A 25,365-nucleotide genomic window follows, 5' to 3' on the forward strand; every position below is an offset into this window, starting at 1 on the left:
GGCGACGGCTACGAGGAGGCTTTGGGGTCCGAGTCCACGAGCCAACTCGCCAGGAAGCTGGAGGCCCAAGCGACCATGGCGGCTGGCGGCTCGCCCTCACCATCCCACGCAGAGACCAGCGCTTCGAGCTCGCGCTTGGCAGCCATGGCGCGGAGAGTGTCCGGCGATTCGTCGTGCGGGCGCATCCGCGCAAGCTCCTCTAGCATCTTGTCCTTGTGCAGGTAGCCAGCCGTCGATATTGAAGCAAAAACCCCCACGGACTGTCGATACGGCTCTGGCAGCTGTAGAACCGCTTCGGGCAACGTGAGGGTCAATCCAATCTGGTGATGCGCCCGGAGCACGGTAAGCACCGCGACGAACCGCTCCGTGAGGCTGGTCACCTCGACTCTTACGCCGGGCGCCGGCACGTCGGACGACGCGGGCTTCACCCATTCGTGTTCTGAGAACAGACAATCATATACCCTGACCTCCCCATGCGGGATAGTGAGCCGCCTGCATTCAGGTTGGCCCTGGCCTCTTGCCACCCTTCGCCTGCATCCGTGCCTTCGTCATCGACGATGGCGACGAACGTGAAGTTCGATGGATCGAAATCTATGTACACCCATGGAGCCATTTCAGGCGGCGATGAGGACCCAACTATGCGCGGTGGACCAGGCGGTCGAGGAGCACCCGCCCCTCCTGCACAGCTCCGCCGCCCCTCCTGCACAGCTCCGCCGCCCTCCTGCGCAGCCTCGCCACCCCTCCTGCGCAGTTCCGCCGCCCTCCTGCGCAGCCTCGCCACCCCTCCTGCGCGCCCCGTTCGGTGAACTACATCACAGTCGTTCGGCTCCTGCGCAGCCCCCGTCGCCCTCCTGCGCCCCCCTTTCCGTGTCCTGCACAACCAGACCGCGACGCCTGCACCGCCCCCGTCGCCCTCCTGCGCCGCCCCGCCACCCTCCTGCGCCGCCCCGCCACCCTCCTGCGCCCCCCTTTCTGTGTCCTGCGCAACACTTCCCCCCTCCTGCGCGTCCCTCGCCCCCGCCAGCCCCACGGCTCGCCGCTCCCCTCGACTCCGCGGCACACCGCCTCTCGCGAGCGTTCGACCCGGCACTCCCCTCCCGACGTGAACGAAGTGTGCTCTCCCGTGGCCTATGCCGTGAGTCGCCAATACCCTCGCCGATCCTCCGGCCCCTCATTCCGAGGGGCGCTGGCCCCGACAAGGAGGCGTATCTTTACCATGGCACCGAAGGCATCGACCACCACCTCATCCGGCACCAACAGGGCCCCAAAGAAGCTCGCTTCGCGCGACGCGCAGGCCGCGCCTCGCTCCTCTACCCGAACAGCGGCGTACACGCTCGGCGCCGCCCGGGAGGCCGAGCTCCTCCGAGAGGCCGAGTCGCTCGGCGATGACACCCTGTTCTTTCCCGGCAAGCTCGCCCGGCGCGTCATCTGGGCGAGCCGCATCCAGCTCGCCGCCGAGCGCGACGCCGCGGACCTCGTCCGCACCCCCTTCCCCGAGGACGAGCCGCCGCTCACCCTCGAGGAGATCCACGGGCTCCGCGACAAGATCGAGCTCCTGCGCGTCACGCAATCGCGCTGGCAGGCCGCGCAGCAGCGCCAGGAGCGGGCCGCCGCGACCTTCGCGAAGCCCGCCGCCGAGGCCGCCCTGCACCGGCAGACGCTCCTCCGCTTCTTCGACCTCCGCTTCAAGAAGAGCCCTGAAGGCCAGAAGCGGCTCATGGCCATCCGCGCGGGCAACGGCGACGCGGATCTGGTCCAGGACGTCTCCGACCTCCTCTTGCTCTGCTCCGAGCACGCCGAGGCCCTCGACAGGGCACCTCGCGGCGAGGCCGCCGCCGTGGCCCGCCTCCGCGAGCTCTCGCCGCTGCTCGCGCGCATGCTCGCCGACAAGACGCTCTCCCCCGAGGCGCTGCGCTCGCGCAAGCTCCGCGACGCCGCGTACACGCTCGTCGTGAACGCCGAGCGAAGGCTGCGCGCCGCCGCGGAGTACTGGTACGCCGGCACCGACAAGACCAAAGACTACGCGCCTTTCCCCGTCTCCCGCGGCGCTGCGTCCACCGGAGAAGACGAAGGCGAGGCCGGCGCGGCGGACGACAGCGCGCTGGACGAGGGCGAAATGGAGGGTGGCGTGCCGGACGAGGGCGACCAGGAAGACGAGGCGCCGGAAGAGGTCGCTCCGAGCGAGGACGAAGACGAGCGATGAGCGCGCTGAACCATCGCCGCACGGCCGAGGGCTGCGGCGCGACCGAACGCCGCCCGCCACGCGCCACGCGCCACGCCGACGGGACGCTGAACGGGCCGCACGCGGGTAAACTGGAGAGCCGCGACCATCGAAGCTCGCGCTCGGCGCCGGCCCGATGGTCGCGGGTGCGTCAACGGACCTCCTCCGCAGAGCCCCCCCGGGTCATTCCACCAGGAATTCCATCCACGCCTCGCCAGATATGGCGATGTCCGCCAGGAGCCCGGCGAACGCGGCGCTCTCGACCCTTCGTCGCCTCTCTTCGCCCTTCGCCGCCCCTGTAAGGGCTCGCCGCTACCCCCCGTCCGGGATCTCCCCGACCGCAAAACGCCGGCCGCACAGCTCGCCTGTCGCTCGCGAGACCGACCTCGCTTTCGGTTGAGCGGCTGTCCTCCACGGCACATACCCAGCATCGCGCCCCGCCCGGCGTGTATAAGCCACGAGAACTTCCATGACCGAAGCCCACGCCAGATCTCAGCTCGTCGTGGTCGGCTGCTCCGCCGGCGGCATCGAGGCCCTCTGCACGCTCGTCTCCAGCTTGCGGGCCCCGTTCCCGGCCCCGGTCGTCATCGCCCAGCACCTCGACCCGAGGCGGGAGAGCCACCTCGCCGACCTCCTGCGCCGCCGCAGCGAGCTGCCCATCCGCACCGTCGCCTCGGTCTCCCCCATCGAGGAGGGCGTCGTCTACGTCGTGCCCGCGGGCCGCGACGTCGAGATCACCGACCACGAGCTCCGGCTTTCGCCGAAGAACGACGCGCGGCCCAAGCCGTCCATCGACACGCTCTTCCGCAGCGCGGCCGAGGTCTTCGGCGAGAACCTCATCGCCGTCGTCCTGACCGGGAACGGCTCCGACGGCAGCGCCGGCGCCCGCCACGTGAAGAAATGCGGCGGCACGGTGATCGTCGAGAACCCCGACACCGCGAGATTCCGGGGCATGCCCGACTCGCTCGCCCCGACCACCGTCGATATCGTGGCCGATCTCGACCGCATCGGGAGCATCCTGAGCGATCTCCTGTCGGGGTCCTACGTCGAGCCCGCCGCGGACGAGGACAGGCCACTTCACACGCTCCTCGATCTCGTGCGCGAGCGGAGCGGGATCGACTTCAAGAAATACAAGCAAGCGACCATCCTGCGCAGGCTCCGGCGCCGGATGGCGGCCACGAACACCGACACCCTCGACGAGTACATGCACCACCTCGCCGAGCACCCCGAGGAGCACCAGCGGCTGGTCAACAGCTTCCTCATCAAGGTCACCGAGTTCATGCGCGATCCGGAGCTCTTCGCGCACCTCCGGGACGTGATCCTGCCCTCGCTCATCGCCCACGCCCGGAACGACAACAAGGCGCTGCGGATCTGGTCGGCCGGGTGCGCCACCGGCGAGGAGGCATACTCGCTCGCCATCCTGGTCAGCGAGCTGCTCGGCGACGAGCTCGACAGCTTCAACGTCCGCATCTTCTCGACCGACGTCGACAGCGAGGCGGTCGCCTTCGCCCGCCGCGGGATCTACGGGCCGGCCGCCGTCGAGGACCTGCCGCACGAGCTCGTCGACCGCTACTTCGTCGCGCTCGACGGCCGCTACCAGGTGAAGAAGCGCATCCGCAACCTCACCGTCTTCGGCGAGCACGACCTCGGCCAGCGCGCCCCGTTCCCGCACCTCGACCTCGTGCTGTGCCGCAACGTCCTCATCTACTTCACGAGCGACCTCCAGCGCCGTACCCTCCACCTCTTCGCCTTCTCGCTGCGGGAAGGCGGCTACCTCGTGCTCGGCAAGGCCGAGACCACGAGCCCGCTCAGCGAGTACTTCGTCCCCAACGACGTCCACCAGAAGGTCTACGTGCGCCGCGGCGAGCGCATCCTCGTGCCCCCCTCGGCCGTGCTCGCCGCCCCGGCGCGCTTCCCGCGGCAAGAGCCCCCTGCTGCCCCTGCGCGGCGTCTCCAAGGAGCTCCCGCGCACCCGCATGTCCATCGACGTGCTGCTCTCCAGCTTCCGCGTGGGCATCGTGCTCGTCGACAGCCGCTACGACATCCTCGAGATCAACTTCGCGGCGCGGCGCCAGCTCGGCATCCACGGCACGGCGCTCGGGCAGGACCTCGTGCACCTGGCGCAGTCCGTCCCCCACCGGCCGCTGCTCGAGGCGATCGACGCCGCCTTCCGGGGCGAGTCGCCGGCGCCGATCGAGGTCGCCATCGAGCCGATGCCCGAGGACGAGCCCTCGTACATCCAGATCAGCTGCCACGGTCCCCGCCCCGACGTCGAGCCCGGCAAGACCGACGCCGCGCTGATCGTGGTCGAGGACGTCACCGAGGCCGTGCGGCGCCGGAAGCAGGTCGAACAGATCATCAGCCGGGAGGCGCAGCTCCAGGCCGAGCTCGCCGCGGCGAGGACCGAGCGCGAGCGCGCCGAGCAGCGCTTCGCCGCCGAGCGCGAGCAGCTCCGCCGCGAGAACGAGGCGCTGGCCGCCGCGCTCTCGCGGCTGGAGACGACGCGCGGGCAGGACCAGACGGCGATCCAGCGGCTGGCCGAGCAGAACCGGCAGCTGCTCCGGGCCAACGAGGAGCTCGCGGCGGCGCACGAGCAGCTCCGCGGCATGAACGAGGAGCTGATGGTCTCCACCGAGGAGGCGCAGGCCGCCATGGAGGAGGTCGAGACGCTGAACGAGGAGTTCCAGGCGACCAACGAGGAGCTGGAGACCGTCAACGAGGAGCTCCAGGCGACGATCGAGGAGCTCAACACGACGAACGCCGACCTGGAGTCGCGGAGCCGCGAGATCCAGGAGCTCGCCGCGCCGATCGAGGCGGAGCGGGCGCGGCTCTCCGCGACCCTGCGCAGCATGGCCGACGCGCTCCTCGTGGTGGACGGCGCGGGGCGGCCGGTGGTCATGAACGACGCGTACCAGGCGATGTTCGGCGCGGGCCGGCTCACGGTGAACGACGACAAGGGCCGGCCGGTGCTCTACCAGGACACGCCGGAGCAGCGGGCCGCGCGCGGCGAGCGCTTCCAGATGGAGTTCACGGCCCCCGGCCCCGGCGGCGCGATGCGGCACTTCGAGGCCACGGGCCACCCCATCGGCGGCGGCGACGCGGCCGCCAAGGACGCCGTGGAGCGGGGCGTGATCGTCATCCGCGACATCACGGAGCGGAGCATCCGCAAGCTGCAGGACCGCTTCATGGCGATGGCGAGCCACGAGCTGCGCACGCCGCTCGTGCCCCTGCGCGGCTACCTCGACATGCTGGTCAGCCTCCTCCCCGCCGACGGCGACCCGCGCCTGCAACGCTTCGCGTCGCTCGCCCGCGGCCAGACCGAGCGGCTCGATCGGCTCGTCGGCGACCTCGTGAGCGCGACCCGCATCCAGAGCGGGAAATTCGAGCTCAAGCTCGCGAACGTGGAGCTCGCGCCGCTGGTCGCGCACGCCGCGGAGAGCGCCCAGGCCTTCGCCCCCACCCCGAAGATCCACCTCGACCTGCCCTCCGTGGCCAAGGACCGGATGGTGGTGAAGGGCGACCCCGCGCGCCTCGAGCAGGTGCTCATGAACCTGCTGAGCAACGCCTTCCGGCACGCAGACGGCACGCCCAGGATCGATCTGCGCCTGCGTCACGCCGGCGGCGCCGCCGAGATCGACGTCGAGGACGAGGGGCCGGGGATCCCCGCGGCCGACTTGCCGCACGTCTTCTCGAGCTTCTACCAGATAGAGCGACCCAGGGACGCATCGTCCGGCGGCATGGGCCTCGGGCTCTTCATCTGCAGGGAGATCGTCAAAGCGCACGGCGGACAGATCTTCGTGCGCAGCGCGGAGGGTAAGGGTGCCACCTTCACCATCAGGCTACCCCTGACCTCGAATCGAGACGTGCACGATTGATGCACGGGCCCCACGCTGGTGTGCTGCGGGCGGCTTCGGAGAGGAATTCATGAGCGCAAGGGTGAAGATCCTCGTGATCGAGGATGATCGTGATTCGAGCGATATGCTCCTGGAGATGCTCCGGATCGCCGACTATGACGTCGAGGCGGCCCGCACGGCGGACCAGGCGATCGCGGCGCTGACGTCGCGGTGTTGCGGGGCGGCCCTGCTCGACCTGACGGTGAAGGGGGCGACGACGCCGGAGCTCGTCGAGCGGATCCAGGAGATCCCGGAGAGGCCGCCCATCGTGATCTTCTCGGCGCGCATGCCGGACGACCTCCGCGATGCGGCGGAGAAGCTAGCGGCGGCGGCGGTCATCCAGAAGCCGGCGAGCATGGCCACGCTGCTCACGACGCTGGAGCGCGTCGTCCGCACGGCCGCGTGATCGAGGCTGTCAGAAGGCGTCTTCCTCTCTCAACTGCATCATCACCTTCCGGCGAGGCGAGCTGTGCCAGGACACGACATCATCACGATCGGGGCATCAGCGGGGGGCGTGGAGACGCTGATCGCGCTCATCGGGGGCCTGCCCTCGGATCTGCCGGCATCGCTGTTCGTGGTCCTGCACTTTCCGCCGACGGCCCGGAGCATGCTCCCGCAGATCCTCGAGCGGACCACCCGGATGCCGGTGGGGACGGCGGTCGACGGCGAGCCGATCGAGCGGGGGCGCATCTACATCGCGCCGGTGGACGACCACCTGATGCTCGGCGACGGCTTCGTGCGCGTGGTGCGCACCGCGAAGGAGAACGGCCACAGGCCGGCGGTGGATCCGCTGTTCCGGACCGCGGCCGAGGCGTACGGCTCCCGGGTGGTCGGCGTGGTGCTCTCCGGGACGCGCGACTGTGGCACCGCCGGCCTGCTCGAGATCAAGCGCCGCGGCGGGATCGCCGTGGTGCAGGATCCGGAGGACGCCCTGTTCTCGGAGATGCCGCAGAGCGCGCTCGACAACGTGCCCGTGGACCACTGCGTCCCCCTGGCGCGCCTCCCACCGCTGCTCGCCGATCTGGTGCAGCAAAGGGCAGGCGTTGCGCCCGCGGCGGCGGAGTCGCCGCACGGGCTGGTGGGGGAAAAGGTGGAAGCACCCGAGATCGAATTCACGTGTCCTGACTGCGGTGGCAACCTGGTTCGCAACGGCGACGGCGCGATGCTCAGCTTCCGGTGCAAGGTCGGCCATCGGTACACCCCGGAGGGGCTGGAGAACGAGCAGGCGGAGGCGCTCGAGGCGGCGCTGTGGGTCGCGCTGCGCACGATCGAGGACACCGCGGCGCTGGCGCGCCGGATGGCGGAGCGGGCGGCGCAGCGGAACCAGGTCTACATGGTGGCGCACTTCGAGGAGAAGGTCCGGGCGGCCGAGGATCGGGGCGCCCTGGTGCGCCGGGCGCTGCTCGGGGTGACCGAGGGGAACGGGGTGACCGGGGGCTCGCGCTCGAGGCGCTCCTCGCCGCGGCTGAAGGGGTGAGCGCCGGCGGGGCCGGGGCGGGCCGGCGCGGCTAACGCGACTCGCCGCCGGGCAGCTTGCCGAAGCGCGCCTCGTACGCGGCGAGCCGCTGCGCGAGCAGCTTCGCCTCGTCCTGCGCCGCGCTCGCCCGATCCTCGGCGGCGCGGGCCTGCTCCTCCGCCGAGCGGGCCTGCTCCTCCGCCGAGCGGGCCTGCTCCTCCGCCGCGCGGGCCTGCTCCTCCGCCGAGCGGGCTTGCTCCTCCGCCGAGCGGGCTTGCTCCTTCGCCGCGCGGGCCAGCTCGTCGCCCGTGGGCAGCGCGCGACCTTCCGCGTCGAGCCAGCGCAGCCAGTCGGCCTCAAGGCCATTGTACGTTCCACGGCGAACGCCGAGCCCGAGGTTCAGCCGTGGGCTCGCCACGTCGCCGTTCGCGTTGGGCGCGACGGGCACATAGGACATCGTGGCGAGATCGAGCGCGTAGGCCTCGAGGACGCCCGTGAACGGGTCGAAGAGGTAGTACTCGGGTACGTGGAGGAGCTTGGCGTAGATCCGCATCTTGTCGGTGCGGTCGACCTTCTCGGTGCTCTCGGAGAGCAGCTCGATCACCACGTCGGGCGTCCTGCCGTCCTCCTGCCAGACCACCCAGGACTTGCGCTCGCGCCTCACCGTGTCGAGCACCACGAAGACGTCCGGCCCACGAAAGTCGTTCTTCTTCGCCTGGAGCTCGCTGAAGTAGATGGCCATGTTGCCGCCGACGTACACGTCGTCGCGGTCGTCCCAGAGGAGCTCGAGCACCTCGATGAGGAGGTACATCTGCTTGCGGTGCCGCTGAGACTCCATCGGCTCTCCGTCGTCGTACGGCAGCTCGTCCTCACCCGGCGGCGGGATCGGGACGAACGAGGTGTCGCTCTGAAAGGCCATGCGTCGCTCCTCCGGGGAGAGTACTGCTCCTCGTCATCGCGGTCGAACGCGTCGCGGAGCGCACCGGTAGCATGGCGCGACGCCGGTCGCGACGGCGCCCCGCCTCGACGCCCGCGATCCCCTTCCGCCCGGCGCCCGACCCGCGTGTTCGCGTGAGAGGCACCACCTGGTCCACGCCTCGCCGGCCGTCCCGGCTCCTCGCGGGTTCCCTTGTCGGCTCGACAGAGGCCGCCCGACGGGCGCCCAGGGTGGGGTTACCCCGGCCAGGCGCTCGACGCGGGGGGTCAACGCCGCGGGCCTGAGGCTCGACGCCGCGTCACCAGGCCCGGCGCCGGCCAACTCCGCACGAAAAAATCCGGGGCGAGCGCGTAATGGCCAGGATGGTTAGGTGAGGGCCATGGATTTCACCGAGGTGATGAGCGAGCTCGAGCGGCTCGGCACCGAGCAGAACCGGAGGGTGTACCGGCGACACGGCGCGACCGACCCGCTCTTCGGCGTGAGCTTCGCCCACATGAACGCGCTCACGAAGCGGATCAAGCGCGATCACGAGCTCGCCGAGGCGCTCTGGGCCACGGGCAACTCCGACGCGAGGACGCTGGCGGCGGCGGTCGCCGATCCGGCGCGCTTCACCCGGGACCGGCTCGAGGCGTGGCTCGACGGGCTGCGCTCTCCGCTCCTCGTCGACCTCTTCGTGAAGCACATCGCGGTGAACACGCCGTTCGCCCGCGACGCCATGGAGCGCTGGACCGCCTCGGACGACGAGTGGATCGGCCGCGCGGGCTGGACCCTGCTCGGCGCGATCGCGGTCGAGGACCCGTCGCTGCCCGACAGCCTGTTCGAGGAGCGGCTCTCGGTGATCGAGGCGTCGATCCACAGGGCGAGGAACCGCGCCCGCGAGGCGATGAACGGCGCGCTCATCAGCATCGGCCTGCGGAACGAGCCGCTGCGCGGAAAGGCGCTCACGGCGGCGCGGCGCATCGGCAGGGTCGACGTCGACCACGGCGAGACGAGCTGCAAGACGCCCGACGCGATCGAGCAGATCCACAAGACGTGGGTCACCCGGAGGCCGGCCGTCGCGCCCGCGGCGAGAGCCGGCAAGGCGCCCGCCGCGAGGCCCGGCAAGGCCGCCGCGAAGCCCCGCAAAGCGACCGCAGAAGCGCCCGCCAAGGCCGCCGCGACCCCCGGCAAGGCGCCCGCCGCGAAGCCAGCCAAGGCCGCCGCGACCCCCGGCAAGGCGCCCGCCGCGAAGCCCGTCAAGGCTGCGCGCCGCGGCTGACCGGCGACGCGCGCCCCGCCCGCCGGCGCCGGCTCACGTCGGGTGCGCCGTCGCGACGGCCTCGTCCCGCGCGCCGAGGAGCTCCGTGCGCGTGAGCCGCTCGACGACCTGGCGCGTCAAGATCAGGTGATCCTCCTCCTCGTGCAGGCGCTTCCGGAACGACTCCCGCGCCTCGTCGTCGTCCGCCTCGTCGGCCAGCTCGAGCAGGAGCTGCCAGCCGGCGTTGTCGACGAGCTCCGCGGTGAGCAGCGCGTGGAAGAGGTGGGCCGGGTTCTGGTCGCCGTCCAGCACCACCTGCCCGATCCCCTGCGATTCGATCGTGATCAGCCGCGACCCGTCGGTCTCGGCGTGCGCGTCCCCGCCGAGCGCGCGGATCTGCGCCTCGAGCCACTCCTCGTGCTCCTTCTCCTGGTCCCGGTACTCCCTGAGCTGGCCGAGCAGGTTCAACAGCCCGGCATCGGCCGCGCGGCCTACCTTCTCCACGATGGAGTCGTAGAGCCGGACGCTCGCGCGCTCGTACGTCAGCCGCTCGTTGAGCAGGTCGATGGCCTTGTCCTTGTTCCCCTGTGCAAGCTTCTGCATGGATGCCCTCCGGCCAGGGCAGATGCGATTCGCAGGCCGCCGCGCATGCGCGCAAGCCGCGGGGGGCGGCCTGGCGCGCGCGCCCGGCCGCCGGGCGCGGCGGTCAGAGGTGCTCGGCGAGGTACTCCACGACAGCGCGGTTCGCGAACTGGCTCGCCACAGGCGACCGGTAGCCGTGCCGCTCGCCCGGGAACACGATCATGTCGAACCGCTTGTCCGCGGCCATGAGCGCCTCGATCATCTTCGCTGTGTGCGCGAAGTGCACGTTCTCATCCATGAGCCCGTGCAAGAGGAGCAGCTTGCCGCGCAGGTTGCCCGCGTGCTTCGAGAGATCGGTCGCCTCGTACCGCGCGGCCTCCCTGTCGAGGAGCCCCATGTACCGCTCCGTGTAGCCCGTGTCATAGAGCCGATCGTCGGTCGCCGGCGAGCCCGCGACGCCCACGTGGAAGCGGTCCGGCGCCTTGAGGAGCGCCGTCAGCGCCATCCGCCCGCCGTAGCTGTGGCCGTAGATGCCGACGCGGCCCGCGTCGACGTACGGCAGCGCCTTCAGGTAATCGAGCCCCGCGATCTGGTCGGCGAGCTCGACCTCGCCGAGGCGCCCGTAGATGGGCGCCTCGAACGCGCGCCCGCGGTTCGCCGAGCCGCGGTTGTCGAGCTGGAAGACGACCACCCCGCGGTCCGCCAGGTGGTTCCAGAGCAGGAGCGGCGACCACGAGTTGAAGACCGTCTGGACGCCGGGCCCACCGTACACGCTCACGAGGACCGGGTAGCGGCGGCCAGGCTCGATCGTCCGCGGCGCGAGCAGCGCGCCGTACAGCGTGTCGCCGCTCTCGGCGCGCACCTTCACGATCTCGGGGGCGCGCAGCCCGAGGCCGGCGAGCTCCGGATCCACGGGCGCCGGCAGCGCGCCGAGCTCGGCGTTGCCGGCGCCCCGCACCGCGCCCTTCCACGGGACCCCGAGCGCCGAGTGGATGTCCACGTAGCCCGGCCCCCTCGGGTCCACCGTGACGAAGTGCACCCCGGGCTCCGACGTGAGCCGCTTCACCTCGCCGCCCGCGAGGGGCACCGTGTAGAGGTGCCGCTCGGTCGGGCCGTCCTTCGTGGCCACGAAGCGCGCCTCGCCGCGCTCCTCGTCCGGCGGCGCGAGGTCGGTGACGTCCCAGTCCCCCGCGGTGAGCTTCGCGAGCTCCGCGCCCGAGTCCGCGTCGCGCAGCGCGATGTGCGTGTGCCCGCTGGCCGCGGTCGCCCAGAGGAACCGCGGCGAGCGCTCGAGCAGCCGCATCTCCGCGAAGTCCACCCAGGTAGGCGACGTCTCGGTCACGACCTCGGCGGCCTCGCCGGTGCGCGGGCTCGCGCGGAGCAGCGCGAGGCGCTTCTGGTCGCGCGATAGCGTCTGGAACCAGAGCGCCTTGCCGCCCTCGGCCCACGCGAACCGGCCGAGGTACCGCTCCTCCTCGCCGCCCTTCCACCGCACCCAGGTCGTCTTCCTCGTCGCGAGATCGAGGATCCCCGCCCTGACGCGGGGGTTCTTCCCGCCGACGCGCGGGTAGCGCAGCATCATCAGGTCTTCCTGGCCGCCGCGGACGCCGAGGACAGGCACCTTCGCGACCTCGCGCTCGTCGACCTCGAGGTAGGCCACCCTGTCGCAGGCGGGCGAGATCCAGAAGCCGCTCGGCTCGTTGAACTCCTCCTGGCCGTTGAAGTCGCTCTGGCCGCGCGACACGCCCTCGGGCGCCCCCCGGGTCAGCGCCGTCTCGCGGCGCGAGGCGACGTCGATCATGAACAGCTCGCGCCCGCGGACGAACACGACGCGCTCGCCGCCGTCGCACACCTTCGGGTCGATCTCCGGCTCCGGCGTGTCGGTGAGCCGCGCGATCGCGCCCGCCTGGTCGCGCAGGAACAGGTCGCCGCCGAACGGGATGAGCATGACCCCCGCCCGCTTGGCCCACGCGTAGGCCGTGATCCCCCTCGAGAACATGCGCTGTCGCTCGCGGCGGAGCTCCTCCTCCCGCGAGAGCGGCCTCGACTCCTTCAGCAGATCGCCCGACGCGACGAGCTGCCGCACGCCGCGCGACGCGACGTCGAAGGCGAAGAGCGCCTGCTCCGGCCCGTCCGGCTGCCGCTGGAGGTAGGTGACCAGCTTGCCGTCCGGCGAGTGCTGGATCCCCCTGGGCAGCTTCGCGCCGAGCGGCGGCTGCCGGCCGAGGTGCGCGTACGTGACCCGGCTCGCCTCCGGCCCGGCAATACGTGTCTTTTCCGGCGAGGCGCCTGCCTTCGGCGCGGCGGCTGCCGCGGCGGTGGAGGGATTGGCGGGCGGGGCGGCCTTCAACGGATGCGAGCCCGCGGGCGGGGCGCAGCCGATCGCCGAGGCGACGGCGAGCGACGCGAGCGACGCGAGCGATGGCCTGCTTGCAGCGCGCGGACTTCGCATGACCGCAATCTCGCCCGCCTCCACGGCGATTGTCAAACGCCAGCTAGCGGTCCTGCGTCGAGCCTGGAGGAGCGCGCGACGGGAGAGCGGCCGGCGCTAAAGGCCCGTAGACGCTGATCTATTCTTGTACACAAAAGAGATCTGTTGACGAGCATACATTCTACCTGATACCGAATCTGGCAGACAATTCGCAGAAATCGCGAATGGCGCAAGAAGCGCCAAAAGGGGGATCATGGTCGCGATTGTCGAAATATTCTTGCTGCCGCCGCTCGCCATCGGGAGGCTAGGAGCAGGCAAGACGCCTCTCGAGAACTTCACGTGGCGGGAAGACCCGACGGTGCATGGAGCCGCGCGCAATGTCATTGAACCAGCGCCCACCCTGGAGGTATTGCCGGACGGCTCGATCACGCCTTATCTCCCCGGGGTCATCCGGTTCCGCGACGGGGATGATCTCCGCCCTGTAGCGCCCTTCTTCGAGGTGTGGGCGAACGTCCAGGCCGACAGCGGAGGCGTGCACCCCGAGCCGCTCACCGCGAAGCTCCTCCGCGCCCTGGGCAGCTCTCTTGACGCTGTGTCCTTCTCGATCCGCCTCGCCAACCGCAAAGCCTCGCGGAGGACGGGCAATGAAGCGGACGCGTTCGAGGCCTACCTCGAGGTGCCGGCCATCGATCACCGGCGTCACGCGCTGCTCGCCTTCACGCCCCCAGAGGCCGGGGCCGCTCCGCTCGTGCTCCCCGAGAGACCGATCCCCCTGGGTCATTTCCAGGTCATCCGTCCGGCCGCCCGGACGAGCGCCGGGATCAACCTGGACGTGGTGCGCGTGCGCGTGACGCCCGCGGCAGGGCTCTCGTACGGTCCGCCCGCCGCCGTGCGCGGAAGGGCGCCTTCCAGCGGACGCGTCTACGAGATCGTCCGCCCCGAGAACCGCATCCTGAATCCGCAGGCCAGCTGGATGCGATACAACGCCGATTACTCGACATACAATAACCCCGAGCCGTTCGACACCTACGATGGAGCCGACGAGGGCTCGAACCTCTCGTGGGGAGTCGTTGATGACACGTGCGACGGCATCGTCCAGGCGATGGTCGTCGTCGGCGGCGTGAGGCATGTGGCGCAGGCCCGCGTCTGCATCGGGCCACCGGATTTCGCGCCGGACAGGAGGCCTTTCTTCTCGCTGGCGGACGACCTCACGGATCGCGACATCCCGTTCGACGCGACCGCCGACAGCGACCCCCGACAGATCGCGACGCCCGACGGCCCCTCGGCGCCCGTCCCGCAGGAGGCGATCGCGGACCTGTTCGCGCGCGTCTTCGAGACGGTGAGCCTGCTCAACCTGGACGCCATCCGGGCCAGGGGTCTCAGCGACAATCAGGGCTTTCTCCTCGCGGACCCGACGCAGCGCGTGGGCGATCTGCCGCTCACCGATCAGGGCAGCATGACCTCCGCCGAGAACACGGTCGACGGCAGGCCGGGGAAGCAGTACGCGAGCGCGAAGATCGTTGACCTCATCGGCGACGGCAAGTCCGTGGCGAGAGGAGGGCAGAACCCGCTGGCCTATACAGATCTCGTCGCGCTGGCCCACGCGCCCCTCGCCGAGCTGGAAGCCCTCACCGATCTCCTGCGCACCTTCGGCCCGCGCGTCGGCTACCTGGTCCGCCCCCCGTACGCCCGGTTCCGCGAGCTGGGCGAGCAGCCGGCGGAGACCCCTGACCCGCGGTTCCGCGATCCGCGCGTCCGCCGCGATACAGCGCACGACATGCGGATGCCCCCCTATATGCGCGACTCCGATGCGACAGCGCTCTCGCTCACGCACCGGCAGTACGCGGAGCTCATGAGCTACGTCGAGGCGCTCCAGTCGCTCCAGCCGCTCGTGACGAAACAAGTGACTGGAGCGGCTGAGCCCCCCGACGACGGGGTGAGGGGACCGCAGGCGGCCCCGGCGGCTGACGCGGCGCCCGTGCCGGCGGCGAGCCCGCCGGTGATGACGCCGCTACGGAACCGCATCCATGCGCTCATGGCCGAGAGGACGCGCCGGGGCACGAGCGGCCCCTCCGGGAGCGGAGGGTGATCGCGCTGCCCATCTTCCGCGAGGGCGCCGCCCCGAGCGCCGTCGCTCCCGGCGACGCATCGCTCCCGGGGCCCTCCGGGCCGGCGCCCTCGTGGCACCTGATCCCCGGGGACCCGCCGCTCGTGTTCGTCGTCGAAGGCGCGCAGATCTACGAGATCAGCGAGGAGATGCGCGCGCGTCTCGAGCGGGGCGACGAGGGCGCCGGCACGGAGCTCCGCGCCGCCGCGGCGCTCGCGCGGCGCTCGCTGCGCCTCGACGAGGTGCCGGCGACCGGAGCGCCCAACGCCGTCACGCTCAACGTCGCCCAGGCATGCAACCTCGCTTGCGGTTACTGTTACGCCGACGAGGGGAAGTTCGGGGGCGACGCGCGCCTCATGTCCGAGGAGGTGGCGTTCCGCACCATCGACCGGCTCATCGATGAGGCGAGCAGCCCGCGCGTGACCGTGGGTTTCATGGGCGGCGAGCCGTTCCTTCACCGGCGCCTCGTGCACCGGAGCGTGGAGCACGCGAGGCGCCGCGCCGCGACGCGGGGCATCGCCGTGGCGTTCTCGATCACGACGAACGGCACCCTGATCGAGCCGGCGGACGTCGAGCTGCTCCGCGACAACGCGTTCTCTGTCTCGGTCAGCATCGACGGCGCTGCCTCGGTGAACGATGTTCAACGGCCTCGCCGCGGGGGCGAGGGCGGCAGCTCCGAGCGAGCCCTCCAGCGGATCACACCGCTGCTGCGCGATCCAGGAGCCGCCCGCGTCGTGGCGCGCAGCACCGTCACGCGGCTCGATCTCGGGGTGGCCGAGCGCGTCCGGAGCCTCACCGAGCGCGGCTTCCTCGAGGTAGGCGTGAGCCCGGCGCGCACGTCGCGCGACCCCGGACTCGCGCTGCGCGGCGACGACTGGCCGGTGCTCCTCCGCGAGCTGATCCGCGCCGCCGAGGAGGATCTCGCGCGGCTCCGCGCGGGCCGGGGGCCGCGGCACCTCCAGCTGTCGAACCTCGGCATCGCGCTCAAGGAAATCCACGCGGGCGCGTGCAAGGCTCTGCCATGCGGCTCGGCGCTCAACTACGTCTCGGTCAACGCGAAGGGCGCCTATTACACGTGCCACCGCACGATCGACGACGATCGATTCGCGCTCGGCGACGCCGGGACCGGGCCGAGCGCGGCTGCGCGCCGGCGGTTCATCGAGGAGCGGCTCGTGGATCGGCAGGAGCCCTGTCGCTCTTGCTGGGCGCGCTACCTCTGCGGCGGCGGCTGCCACGCCGAGGTCGTCGACCATGGACGCGCAGGCTGCGATTACATTCGCGGCTGGCTCTCGTACTGCATTCGTACCTACGACAACGTGCTCTCATCGCTCCCGAGCGCGCTCGGTCGAGCGGAGGACGGTGCCCATGACCAACAAGATCATCCCGCGTAACCTCACCGCGCTCGCGGCGTACTCGGTCCCTGGCAACCCGCCCGTGACGCGCCCGGAGAGCGGCGTCGGCAACTGCTATCCGGGCCTCGAGTACGATCACAGGAACCTCGATCGCCGCTTCTTCCCCGGTCTCGTCTTCGATTTCGTCTCGCAGGAAGTGGCCCCGAACATCCCCCGCAGGGGCGCGCTGCTCGTCGCGGTGGACACGACCGACCCGGAGCTCCGGACGAGCGACCCGCGCTACGCCGAGCGAGCGCGCGCGCTGGCGGCGAAGCTCGGATCGCTGGACAGCGCGGGGAGCGGCCCCTTCTATCTCTCGAAGATTGTCCAGGGTGGACGTCGCATCCGGCTCAGCGACGAGGACGGCGTGCCCCTTGATGGGATGGTTGTGTGGCGCCTCGTACGGGGGCTCGAGCCCGCGGAGGTGGACATCGTGCTCGAGCGGCGCGCCGCGCCGCCGGCGGGAGCCGCACCCGGGCGCGAGGAGCTCGCCGGATGGCGCAGGCGCTTCACGAGCCCCGGCACGGGCGTCATCAGCCTCGCCCTCCAGCCCGGGGAGCTGACGCAGAGCCTCTGTTCCCCTTGGAGCCACGACTTTCGTGACTGCGCGTGCACGTACTGGGCATCCAACCACCCGGACATCGTGCTCGGCGAGTCGCCGCGGACCGAGGTGCCCCTGCCGAGCGGCTATCCGGACGACCCTGCGCGCGCCGGGACGCGCGTCGACTGGCAGCGAGCGGACCGCGCGTTCGCCCGCTCCGCCGTGGCGTCGCCGACCCAGCGCGCAGACAGGCCGTTTCAGATCTCTCACTACGAGATCAACGAGCGCTGGCAGGAGCTCGCCGTCGTGCTCGAGGGGCGCGAGATCGGGAGCGTCTACGACCCGCGCATCCACGACACAGCGAACCCGTACAGGAGCCCAGAAGAGCTCGCGGATGAGCTCGAGAAGCTCGCGCAGCTCGAGCACGTGCTCGCCCTGATGTACCTCTACGCACGCTACAGCGTCCTCCAGCCCGAGGAGGTGACGGTCGCGGACTCCTGGCCGACGCTCAAGGAGGATGTCTACTTCGTGCGCCGCGAGATCCTCATCATCGCCGTGAGCGAGATGCAGCACATGCGCTGGGTGAACCAGCTCCTCTGGGAGCTCGCGGAGGCAGGCCTCATCAAGCGGCGCCCGCCGGTCGTCGAGCCCGGCCGCGAGATCCCTGGGGCCGGCCCCCTCTCGACGCGGCCGGCGGAGCTCATGCCGCTCCTGCCGGCCGTGCTCAAGACCTTCGTCGACGTCGAGCTCCCGAGCGGCTACATCGACGGCCGCTATGCGCGCGTGGTCGCCACCTTGCGATCAGGTTACCCGAGCTCCCTCTACCAGCTCGCCTCACGCATCGTCACGGATGGAGAGGAGCATTACAGCCGGTTCCGGCGCGTGCAGCAGACGCTCAACCGCTACGGGAAGTACACGCCCTACCTGCGCGACATCGAGCTTGGCTCCCCGGCGGACCCCAACGTAGCGACGGCGCTCGAGATCTACGCAAAGATCAAATCGAGCCTTCAAGCCGCCTACGAGAGCGGCGACCTCGAGCAGGCCGCGGACGTCGTGAGGGCGCGCGAGCTCATGCACAAGCTCGATGAGGCCGCCGAGGCGCTCGCGCGAAAGGGAGTGGGCGTCCCCTTCTTCCCGCAGAAATGAGCCGCGCGGGGCACGTCGTCGTCGTCGGCGCGGGCGCGAGCGGGTGTCTGCTCGCGATCCTGCTCCGCACGCGCGGCATGGCGGTCACCCTCGTTGACCTCCCGGTCAGGCCACGGGGAGACTCGGTGGAGGCCATCCCGGAGCCGGCGATACGGCTGCTCTCCGAGCTTGGTCTGCTCGAGGCGACGCGGCGCGCGGGCGCGGTGCCGGTGCGCGGGTTCGACAACGCCTGGGACGAGCGGGCGGTGCGCGTCGCGGAAGGCTGGTTCCTGCACGTGGAGCGCGAGGCGCTCGCCGCCTCGCTCCGCGCTGAGGCCATGTCACGGGGGGCGGCGCTCCGGCAAGGTCGAGCCGGTCCACTCCGCGAGGAGACGCACGGCGTACGCGCCGACGTGGCGGGCGAGATCATCAAGGGCGACGCGGCGGTCGACGCGACGGGCCGCGCGGCCTTCTTCGGGAGGCCGGTGCGCCACGCCACGCCGTTCACGGCATGCCTCTTCGACGCGCCCGGGTCGGCGGTCCCCGGGCGCGGCCGTGTGGTGCGGGTCGGCGAGGGCGCAGCCTACCGGCTCGACCACCCTGGCCGGTGCACCGCGGCGGCCGTCTACCCTTCCGCGGCCGAGCCGCCGGGGGTACGGGTCGTGGCGCGCGCGCTCGGGCTGGAGGGCGCCGAGCTGGTGCAGAGCGGCTACCGCGCTGCGTCTGTGCAGTGGTCGTCCGCGCCGGTCCGGGGTCGAACGATCGCGGTAGGCGACGCCGCCCTGGCGTATGATCCTGTGGCCGGTCAGGGCATCCGCTTCGCGCTGCAGAGCGCCTTGGCGGCCGCCGCGGTCCTCGACACATGGAGGCGCGACTCGGGCTTCGCGGGGCCCATGCCATCCATTGCCGCCGAGTATTACCGGGACCTGATCGACGGAGCGCGCGCGCGTCACGAACGGTCGCTTGCGCGGCTCCGAGGCGGCCCCGACCTGGACGAGCGCTCTCCCGAGATCGACATTGCTCCGGGCGACTGGGTGGAGTTCTGCGGCTCGTCACGCCGCGCTGGCCTCGTGGAGGCGGGGTTCGTGGTGGAGCGGGAGGCCTGGGTCCTCGCGGACGGCGGTCTCGTGCGCTACCTGGGCTCCCTCGATCTGGCGCTCCTCCGCGACCTCGCCACCAGGCCACGCCGCGCCTCGGATCTCTGTGCAGAGCTCTGCGCGCTCGGGGTGAGCGACGCAGCGGCGCGCTCCGCGATCCGGTTCTGCGCCTCGCGTGGGCTGATGGCGCGGGTGGGAGGCGACGAGCTGCCGCGCGCCGCGCGCCGCGGGCCCGCCCCTCACCTTCCGAGGTAAAGCTCGACCGGAGTTCCCCGATATCCGCACGTTCGACAGACCATGGATGGTGCGTGGACGGTTCAAAGCCTCCCGCCGCGGCTCACGCGCCCCGCTCCGACTCCAGCGCTGCGTGGGCGCGCGCGCACGCGGACTCCAGCGCGGCGAGGCGCTCGGGGGCCTGCCCCGCGAGATCCGCGCGCGCGGCGCGCGCGAGCGCGTCGCAGCGCGCCGACACGGCGAACGCGCCGAACTGGGCGCTGCTCCCCTTGAGCTGGTGGGCGGCGGCGGCCAGCGCGTCCGCGTCCCCGCGCTCGAGCGCCGCGCGCATGGCGACGAGGAGCTCGCGCGCGGTCCCGAGGTGCAGGTCGATCAGCCCCGCGAGCTCGCCGGGGCCGTCGATGATGCTGCGCAGCGCCGCCAGCGTCTCGGGGTCGACCGGAGGCGCGGGCGCCGGCTCGGGGGCGGCCTCGGCCGCGGCGCGCCCCGCCGCCTTCGCCGCGTCGGCCGCGCGGCGGAGCACCGCCACGAGGTGGTCGATCTGGATCGGCTTCGCGAGGAAGTCGTCCATGCCCGCCTCCCGGCAGCGATCGCGGTCGTCGGCCATCACGTTCGCCGTGAACGCGACCACGCGCGGCCGGCCGTGGGCGTCCGCCGGCAGGGCGCGGATCCTCCGGGTCGCCTCGAGCCCGTCGAGCTCCGGCATCTGCACGTCCATCAGGATCACGTCGTAGCGCCGCCGCTCGAGCGCCCGCAGCACCTCGAGCCCGCTCGCGACGACGTCGGCCCGGTACCCGAGGCGCTCGAGCAGGAGGCAGGCGACCTTCTGGTTCACGACGTTGTCGTCCGCGACGAGGATCGCGAGCGGCGCCTCCCGGCCGAGCGCCGGGTCGAGCCCTGACGGCCTCGCGGACCGCGGGGAAGGCGGATCCGGGGCGGGCTGCGCGGCGATGACCGCGTGGAACGTCGAGCCGACGCCCGGGGTGCTCTCGGCCCACACCCGGCCGCCCATGAGCTCGACGAGCCGCTTCGTGATCGCGAGGCCGAGGCCCGTGCCGCCGTGGCTGCGCGCGACCGACGCGTCGGCCTGGCTGAAGGCGCGGAACAGCCGGTCCATCCGGTCGGCCGGGATCCCGATCCCCGTGTCGCGCACCTGGAGGTGGATCGCGCGCGCCGGCCCGCGCGACGGGTCCGCGGCCGCGCCGGCGAGCGCGGCCGCGTCGAGCAGCGACACCTCGACCGTCACCTCGCCCCGCTGCGTGAACTTGACCGCGTTCCCCACGAGGTTCACGAGGATCTGCCGCAGCCGCGTCGCGTCGCCGTACACGGCGGCGGGGACGTCGGGCGCGACCGCGATCCCGAGCTCGATCCCCTTGCTGGCGGCCCTCGGGGCGAGCAGATCGAGCGCCTCCTCGACGCACGCGCGCAGCTCGAGCGGCCGGCTCTCCAGCTCGAGCAGCCCCGCCTCGATCTTCGAGAAATCGAGGATATCGTCGACGATCGCGAGCAGCGCGTCGCCGCTCGTCCGGAGCGTCTCGACGAGGTCGCGCTGCTCGGCCGTGAGCGGCGTGTCGAGGAGCAGCCCGGTCATGCCGAGCACGCCGTTCATGGGCGTCCTGATCTCGTGGCTCATGCTCGCGAGGAAGCGCGACTTGGACTCGTTCGCCGCGTCGGCGGCCTCGCGCGCCGCCGAGAGGGCGGCGTTCTTCTCGCGGAGCTCCGCCTGCGCGAAGTGCTCGGCGGTCACGTCCATGAACAGCCACAGGCGCCCCCGCTCGCCGCGCACGCTGGTCGGCGTGATGGCGACGCTGAGCGCCCGGCGCGGCGGCCCCGAGAAGATCCACCGCCAGTCCCTGAGCTCCGCGTCGGACCGCGAGAAGGCGGCGGCGGCCTCGCGCTGGATCTGCGCGTGGTTGTCGGCCCGCGCGCGCAGGTTCGCCATCGCGCGCGCGACCTCGGGGAGGCGCACGACCCCGGTGGGCACGCCGAGCAGCGCCGCGGCCGCGCTGTTCACCCACGCCTCCGAGCCCCACTCGTCGAGGAACACGAGCCCGTGCGGGACCGTCTGCACGATCGCCTCGAAGCGCGCGTGCAGCGCGTCGGCGCGCAGCGCCTGCCCGTGCAGGTGGACGAGCGCGTGCAGGAGGCCCGGCAGCGCCTCGAGGAAGCCCCGCTCCTCGCCGGTGAACGGCGCGTCCGCGCGGCGCACGAGCACCAGCGCCCCGTCGATGCCGCCGACGCGCGACCAGGGCAGGACCGCCGTCGCGCCGCGCAGCGGCCGCGGGATCGCGCCGAGCGCGCTCGTATCCCGGTACACGGCCTGGCCGAGCTCGATCGCGCCCGCGAAGAGCGCCGGCGTCGTGATGCCGTCCGGGAGGACGCCGCGCGGATCGCCCGCGATCACCTCCGCGGTGACCTCGTCGACCCGCCGCAGCGCGAGCGCCGCGTCCGCGCCCGCCGCGTCGCGCACGACGGGGATCACGCGCCGCAGCGCCGCGTCCGCGTCCCCCTCGGCCGAGGCCCGCGTGAGGGCCGCGAGCACCCGCTGGATCGCCAGGGTGAAGTCCACCGCCGCCGGCTCAGCCGAGGAACCGGCGCAGCGCCTCGTTGACGGCGGCGGGCGCGCTCATGTGGGGGACGTGCCCGTAGCCGTCGATCAAGGCGAGCCTCGCGCCGGGGATGTTGTCGGCCAGGTGCTGGCCCACGGAGACCGGCACCGCGATGTCGTCCTGCGCCTGGACGATGAGCGTGGGCACGGTCAGCGCGGCGAGGTCCCCCCGGTGATCCGCGTTCCAGATCAGGCGGGCCACCGACAGCGCGATGTCCGGCCGGATCGCGGCGAGGCCCCGCGCGAACTCCTCGGCGAGCTCCGGCCGCTCGGGGTTCCGCACCGCGAGCCCGGCGAACCCGCTCACCCACGCGTGGTAGTTCGACGCCATCGCCTCGAGGAACCCGTCGATGCCCGCCTTGGAGAAGCCGCCGACGTACCCGTCGCCGTCGACGTAGCAGGGCGAGGCGTCGATGAAGGCCATCGACCGGAAGCGCGCGGGCTCCGCGATCCCGGCGAGCAGGCCGATCATGCCGCTCATCGAGTGGCCGACGTAATCCACGGGCGCGTCCGGGGAGACCTCGGCGAGCAGCTCCAGCAGGTCGGCGCTGTAGCTGTGCAGGCTCCGGTACCGCTGCGGGCTGTAGGCCGACAGGTCCGACCCGCCCGCGCCGACGTGATCGAACAGGACCACGCGGTGCGTCCTCGCGAGCGCCGCCTCCTGGTGCCGCCACGCGCTCTGGTCGGTGCCGAAGCCGTGCGCGAGCACCACCGTCCGATCCCCCTGCCCCACGACGCGAACGTTGTTGCGCCGGAACGCCTCCGAGACGCTCATCGGATCACCCCTCTGCTGCGCATCGTATCCGCCGCGTCTCGCGGCGTCTCGCGGCGTCTCGCGGCGTCTCCCGCGCTCGCGCCGCTCAGCTCGCGATGCGCCGCAGCACGATGACCGGCCGGCCGGCGTCGCGGGAGCGCTCGAGATCCACCTTACAGTCGAGCATCCAGTCGTTGTCGTCCTCCGGATCGGCGATGATCTGCTCCACCGTCCAGGAGCCGCCGTCCTCGGCGGGGTGGATGATCGTGTTGCTCGGGCTCCGGGCCGCCGGGTCGGTGCGGATCGCCGCGTGCTCCGCGTAATAGGGGCGCAGCGCCTCGTCGAGCCGCTCCGCGGTCCAGGGCGCCTCCTCCCCCTCCACCATCTCGACGGCGACCTCGTAGTCGCGGCGGGACAGCGCGCGCAGGAAGAAGAACAGCTCGTTCCTGACGAGCACGGTGAAGTCCTTGGCGTTGCGGGTGATGTCGAACGCGCCCGGCTCGACGGCGCCGCCCGGGGCCCCGGCGCGCGGCTGGTACGACGGGTCGCGCAGCTTCTCCCACTCGTCGAGCAGGCTCGAGTCCACGCCGCGGATGAGCGCCCGGAAATAGGCGATCATGTCGTTCGTGTCGCTGTCCTTCGCGTAGTCGGGGACCGTCTGGACGAGCGCCTTGTACACCTCCGAGACGTACCGGAGCAGCAGCCCCTCCGCCCGCTCCAGGTTGTACTCGCGGATGAACTCGCTGAACGACAGGTACTGCTCGTACATCTCGCGCGCGACGCCCTTCGGCCGGATGTTCTCCTGCCCGACCCACGGGTGCCGCCGCGCGTAGTCGTTGAACGTGCCGTAGATGAACTCCGCGTTCGGCTTCGGATAATCGAGCTTCTCGAGCTCCTCCATCCGTTGCTCGTACTCCACGCCAGCCGCCTTGAGCTCCCCGAGCTTCTCGGTCTTCAGTCGATCGAGCTGCTTTTGCAGGATGAGGTCGGGGTTCTCGAGGATCGACTCGACCAGGGTCAGGAGGTCGAGCGGATACGTGCCGCTCTCGGGATCCAGCTTGCCCACGGTCTCGAGGACGTAGAGCGAGAGCGCGTGGTTGAGGGAGAAATCCTCCTGGAGATCCGCGTTGATGCGGATGCGCTTGCCCGGACCATCTTCCTTCGGGACGAACTCGATGATGCGCGCCTCCACGAGGGAGCGGAAGAGGAGCATCGCTGTCCTGCCGTGCTGGCGCCGGACCGCGGGCCGGTCATGGGTGCTGCGAATCAGCCGCTTCAGCGCCAGACACCCGCCCTCCTCGCGCCCGAGCACGTTGACCAGCATCCCGTGCGTGACCTGGAACCGCGACACGAGCGGCTCGGGCGGCGACTGGATCAGGCGCTCGAACGTCGGCCGGTCCCAGTGCACATACCCCTTCTCCGGCGGCTTCTTCCTGACGATCTTCCGCTTCTTGGCCGGGTCGTTCCCCGCCTTCGCGTCGAGCCGCATGTTCTCGATGACGTGCTCCGGCGCCTGCGCCACGACGCTCCCCTGCGTGTCGTACCCCTTCCGCCCGGCGCGCCCGCTGATCTGCTGGAAGTCGCGCATGCTCAGGATCGCCGTCTTCTCGCCGTCGAACTTGCAGAGCTTCGTGAAGAGCACCGTGCGGATCGGGATGTTGACGCCGACGCCGAGCGTGTCCGTCCCGCAGATGATCTTGAGGTGCCCCTGCTGGGCCAGCTTCTCGACGAGGAGCCGGTACTTCGGCAGGAGCCCGGCGTGGTGCAGCCCGATGCCGTGCTTGAGGAAGCGCTGCACCTCGCGGCCGTAGGGGCTCGAGAACTTCACCCCGGCGAGGGCGGCGGTGATCGCGCGTTTCTCCTCCTTGGTGCAGTAGTCCTGGCTCATCAGGTTCTGCGCCTCCTCGGCGCAGGCCCGCTGCGTGAAGCTCACGATGTAGATCGGCGCCTTGCCGGTCTTCACGAGGGTCGCCACGGTCTCGTGGAGCGGCGTCTCGCGGTACTCGTAGTCGAGCGGCACCGGGCGCACGGTCGACTTGATCACCGCGGTCTGCTCCCCGGTGAGCCTCGTGATCTCCTCCTGGAAGAACTCGGTGCCTCCGAGCGTGGCGCTCATGAGCAAGAACCTCGCCTGCGGCAGCGTGAGCAGCGGGATCTGCCACGCCGCGCCGCGATCGCGGTCCGAGTAGTAGTGGAACTCGTCCATGATCACGTAGTCGCAGAGCGCTTTATCGCCCTCGCGGAGCGCGATGTTCGAGAGGATCTCCGCGGTGCAGCAGATGATCGGCGCGTCGCGGTTCACCGACGCGTCGCCCGTCAACATGCCCACGTTCTCCGGGCCGAAGTCGTTGCACAGGGAGAAGAACTTCTCGCTGACGAGCGCCTTGATCGGGCACGTGTAGTAGGACTTCATCCCCTCGGCCATCGCCTTGAAGTGCATGGCCGACGCGACGAGCGACTTGCCCGAGCCGGTCGGGGTGTTGAGGATCACGTTCTTGCCGCCGAAGATCTCGAGGATCGCCTCCTCCTGCGCCGGGTAGAGCTCGAGTCCCCGCTCGGCGACGTAGTCGAGGAAGCCGTTCAGGAGGTCGTCGGCGGTGAAGTCGTGGGGCGACGGCGGGAGGCGAGCGAAGAGCGGTGCGGCGGCGAGGTCCATGGCGGCTGGCGGACGCCCTCCGGGGGCGCCCCTTGCAGAAGCCTGGTTCCTGGGAAAAATGCAAGCAAACTCCGCGATGTCCCGGCCGGATGGCC

15 protein-coding genes and 2 pseudogenes are annotated in these 25,365 nt (G+C 71.3%); 10 read left to right on the forward strand and 7 right to left on the reverse strand.

All coding sequences use genetic code 11. The features are described 5' to 3' along the window. Positions 1–8: 8 nt before the first annotated feature. Complete coding sequence (locus WME85_RS27105; protein WP_437825258.1) at positions 9–428, reverse strand: hypothetical protein; 420 nt, start codon at positions 426–428, stop codon at positions 9–11. Positions 429–1,216: 788 nt separating this feature from the next. On the opposite strand from WME85_RS27105, the gene WME85_RS27110 reads away from it, so the two are divergent. The 5 genes and pseudogenes from WME85_RS27110 (at position 1,217) to WME85_RS27130 (ending at position 7,591) form a co-directional block, all read left to right on the forward strand. After that, positions 1,217–2,203, forward strand: a complete 987-nt coding sequence (locus WME85_RS27110) for an ATPase (RefSeq protein ID WP_437825259.1) — start codon at positions 1,217–1,219, stop codon at positions 2,201–2,203. Positions 2,204–2,690: 487 nt separating this feature from the next. Next, positions 2,691–3,983, forward strand: a pseudogene (locus tag WME85_RS27115) (chemotaxis protein CheB); the annotation flags it as partial. A gap of 214 nt (positions 3,984–4,197) precedes the next feature. Further along, positions 4,198–6,096 carry an ATP-binding protein gene (locus tag WME85_RS27120; RefSeq protein WP_437825260.1) on the forward strand — a complete coding sequence of 633 codons (1,899 nt, stop codon included), beginning with the start codon at positions 4,198–4,200 and terminating at the stop codon, positions 6,094–6,096. A 49-nt stretch (positions 6,097–6,145) separates the two neighbouring features. Then, the gene (locus WME85_RS27125) at positions 6,146–6,520 is read left to right on the forward strand and encodes a response regulator (RefSeq protein ID WP_437825261.1); all 375 of its coding nucleotides are present in this window, start codon (positions 6,146–6,148) and stop codon (positions 6,518–6,520) included. 63 nt (positions 6,521–6,583) lie between these two features. After that, positions 6,584–7,591: a chemotaxis protein CheB gene (locus tag WME85_RS27130; RefSeq protein ID WP_437825262.1), complete on the forward strand. Its 1,008-nt coding sequence runs from the start codon at positions 6,584–6,586 to the stop codon at positions 7,589–7,591. 31 nt (positions 7,592–7,622) lie between these two features. On the opposite strand, the gene WME85_RS27135 is transcribed toward WME85_RS27130, so the two are convergent. Beyond that, positions 7,623–8,489 (reverse strand): Uma2 family endonuclease, encoded by an 867-nt coding sequence (locus tag WME85_RS27135; protein ID WP_437825263.1) that lies wholly within the window; start codon positions 8,487–8,489, stop codon positions 7,623–7,625. Between the two features lie 397 nt (positions 8,490–8,886). On the opposite strand from WME85_RS27135, the pseudogene WME85_RS27140 reads away from it, so the two are divergent. Further along, a pseudogene (locus WME85_RS27140) lies at positions 8,887–9,537 on the forward strand (DNA alkylation repair protein); the annotation flags it as partial. Between the two features lie 261 nt (positions 9,538–9,798). On the opposite strand, the gene WME85_RS27145 reads toward WME85_RS27140, so the two are convergent. Together WME85_RS27145 and WME85_RS27150 are read right to left on the reverse strand one after the other, a co-directional pair. Next, on the reverse strand, positions 9,799–10,347 hold the full coding sequence (locus tag WME85_RS27145) for a hypothetical protein (protein ID WP_437825264.1): 549 nt from the start codon (positions 10,345–10,347) through the stop codon (positions 9,799–9,801). Positions 10,348–10,450: 103 nt separating this feature from the next. After that, positions 10,451–12,778 (reverse strand): alpha/beta fold hydrolase, encoded by a 2,328-nt coding sequence (locus tag WME85_RS27150; RefSeq protein WP_437825265.1) that lies wholly within the window; start codon positions 12,776–12,778, stop codon positions 10,451–10,453. 232 nt (positions 12,779–13,010) lie between these two features. Here WME85_RS27150 and WME85_RS27155 point away from each other — a divergent pair, with 232 nt between their 5' ends. From WME85_RS27155 to WME85_RS27170, 4 genes are read left to right on the forward strand one after another with little or no spacing between them, the layout of a single operon-like run. Continuing rightward, the gene (locus tag WME85_RS27155; protein WP_437825266.1) at positions 13,011–14,846 is read left to right on the forward strand and encodes a hypothetical protein; all 1,836 of its coding nucleotides are present in this window, start codon (positions 13,011–13,013) and stop codon (positions 14,844–14,846) included. After that, positions 14,843–16,255 carry a radical SAM protein gene (locus WME85_RS27160; RefSeq protein WP_437825267.1) on the forward strand — a complete coding sequence of 471 codons (1,413 nt, stop codon included), beginning with the start codon at positions 14,843–14,845 and terminating at the stop codon, positions 16,253–16,255. The genes WME85_RS27155 and WME85_RS27160 overlap by 4 nt, the downstream gene beginning before the upstream one ends. Next, complete coding sequence (locus WME85_RS27165) at positions 16,230–17,942, forward strand: ferritin-like domain-containing protein (RefSeq protein WP_437825268.1); 1,713 nt, start codon at positions 16,230–16,232, stop codon at positions 17,940–17,942. The genes WME85_RS27160 and WME85_RS27165 overlap by 26 nt, the downstream gene beginning before the upstream one ends. Beyond that, on the forward strand, positions 17,939–19,273 hold the full coding sequence (locus WME85_RS27170) for an FAD-dependent oxidoreductase (RefSeq protein WP_437825269.1): 1,335 nt from the start codon (positions 17,939–17,941) through the stop codon (positions 19,271–19,273). The genes WME85_RS27165 and WME85_RS27170 overlap by 4 nt, the downstream gene beginning before the upstream one ends. 82 nt (positions 19,274–19,355) lie before the next feature. On the opposite strand, the gene WME85_RS27175 is transcribed toward WME85_RS27170, so the two are convergent. From WME85_RS27175 to WME85_RS27185, 3 genes are all read right to left on the reverse strand, one after another. Next, positions 19,356–21,821 carry an ATP-binding protein gene (locus tag WME85_RS27175; RefSeq protein ID WP_437825270.1) on the reverse strand — a complete coding sequence of 822 codons (2,466 nt, stop codon included), beginning with the start codon at positions 21,819–21,821 and terminating at the stop codon, positions 19,356–19,358. Between the two features lie 10 nt (positions 21,822–21,831). Beyond that, complete coding sequence (locus WME85_RS27180) at positions 21,832–22,635, reverse strand: alpha/beta fold hydrolase (RefSeq protein WP_437825271.1); 804 nt, start codon at positions 22,633–22,635, stop codon at positions 21,832–21,834. Between the two features lie 85 nt (positions 22,636–22,720). Then, entirely contained in the window at positions 22,721–25,270 is a 2,550-nt protein-coding gene (locus tag WME85_RS27185) for a DEAD/DEAH box helicase (protein WP_437825272.1), read from the reverse strand. Between the last annotated feature and the right edge of the window lie 95 nt (positions 25,271–25,365).

Origin of the sequence: Sorangium sp. So ce1153 (assembly GCF_051521595.1) — a bacterium.
Lineage (GTDB): Bacteria > Myxococcota_A > Polyangia > Polyangiales > Polyangiaceae > Sorangium.

What these genes read in the sequence shown, in the direction of transcription:
- WME85_RS27110 (WP_437825259.1), top strand. Translation starts at nt 1,217, where the DNA reads ATGGCACCGAAGGCATCGACCACCACCTCATCCGGCACCAACAGGGCC.
- WME85_RS27120 (WP_437825260.1), top strand. Translation starts at nt 4,198, where the DNA reads ATGTCCATCGACGTGCTGCTCTCCAGCTTCCGCGTGGGCATCGTGCTC.
- WME85_RS27125 (WP_437825261.1), top strand. Translation starts at nt 6,146, where the DNA reads ATGAGCGCAAGGGTGAAGATCCTCGTGATCGAGGATGATCGTGATTCG.
- WME85_RS27135 (WP_437825263.1), bottom strand. Translation starts at nt 8,489, where the DNA reads ATGGCCTTTCAGAGCGACACCTCGTTCGTCCCGATCCCGCCGCCGGGT.
- WME85_RS27145 (WP_437825264.1), bottom strand. Translation starts at nt 10,347, where the DNA reads ATGCAGAAGCTTGCACAGGGGAACAAGGACAAGGCCATCGACCTGCTC.
- WME85_RS27150 (WP_437825265.1), bottom strand. Translation starts at nt 12,778, where the DNA reads ATGCGAAGTCCGCGCGCTGCAAGCAGGCCATCGCTCGCGTCGCTCGCG.
- WME85_RS27155 (WP_437825266.1), top strand. Translation starts at nt 13,011, where the DNA reads ATGGTCGCGATTGTCGAAATATTCTTGCTGCCGCCGCTCGCCATCGGG.
- WME85_RS27165 (WP_437825268.1), top strand. Translation starts at nt 16,230, where the DNA reads ATGACCAACAAGATCATCCCGCGTAACCTCACCGCGCTCGCGGCGTAC.
- WME85_RS27170 (WP_437825269.1), top strand. Translation starts at nt 17,939, where the DNA reads ATGAGCCGCGCGGGGCACGTCGTCGTCGTCGGCGCGGGCGCGAGCGGG.
- WME85_RS27180 (WP_437825271.1), bottom strand. Translation starts at nt 22,635, where the DNA reads ATGAGCGTCTCGGAGGCGTTCCGGCGCAACAACGTTCGCGTCGTGGGG.
- WME85_RS27185 (WP_437825272.1), bottom strand. Translation starts at nt 25,270, where the DNA reads ATGGACCTCGCCGCCGCACCGCTCTTCGCTCGCCTCCCGCCGTCGCCC.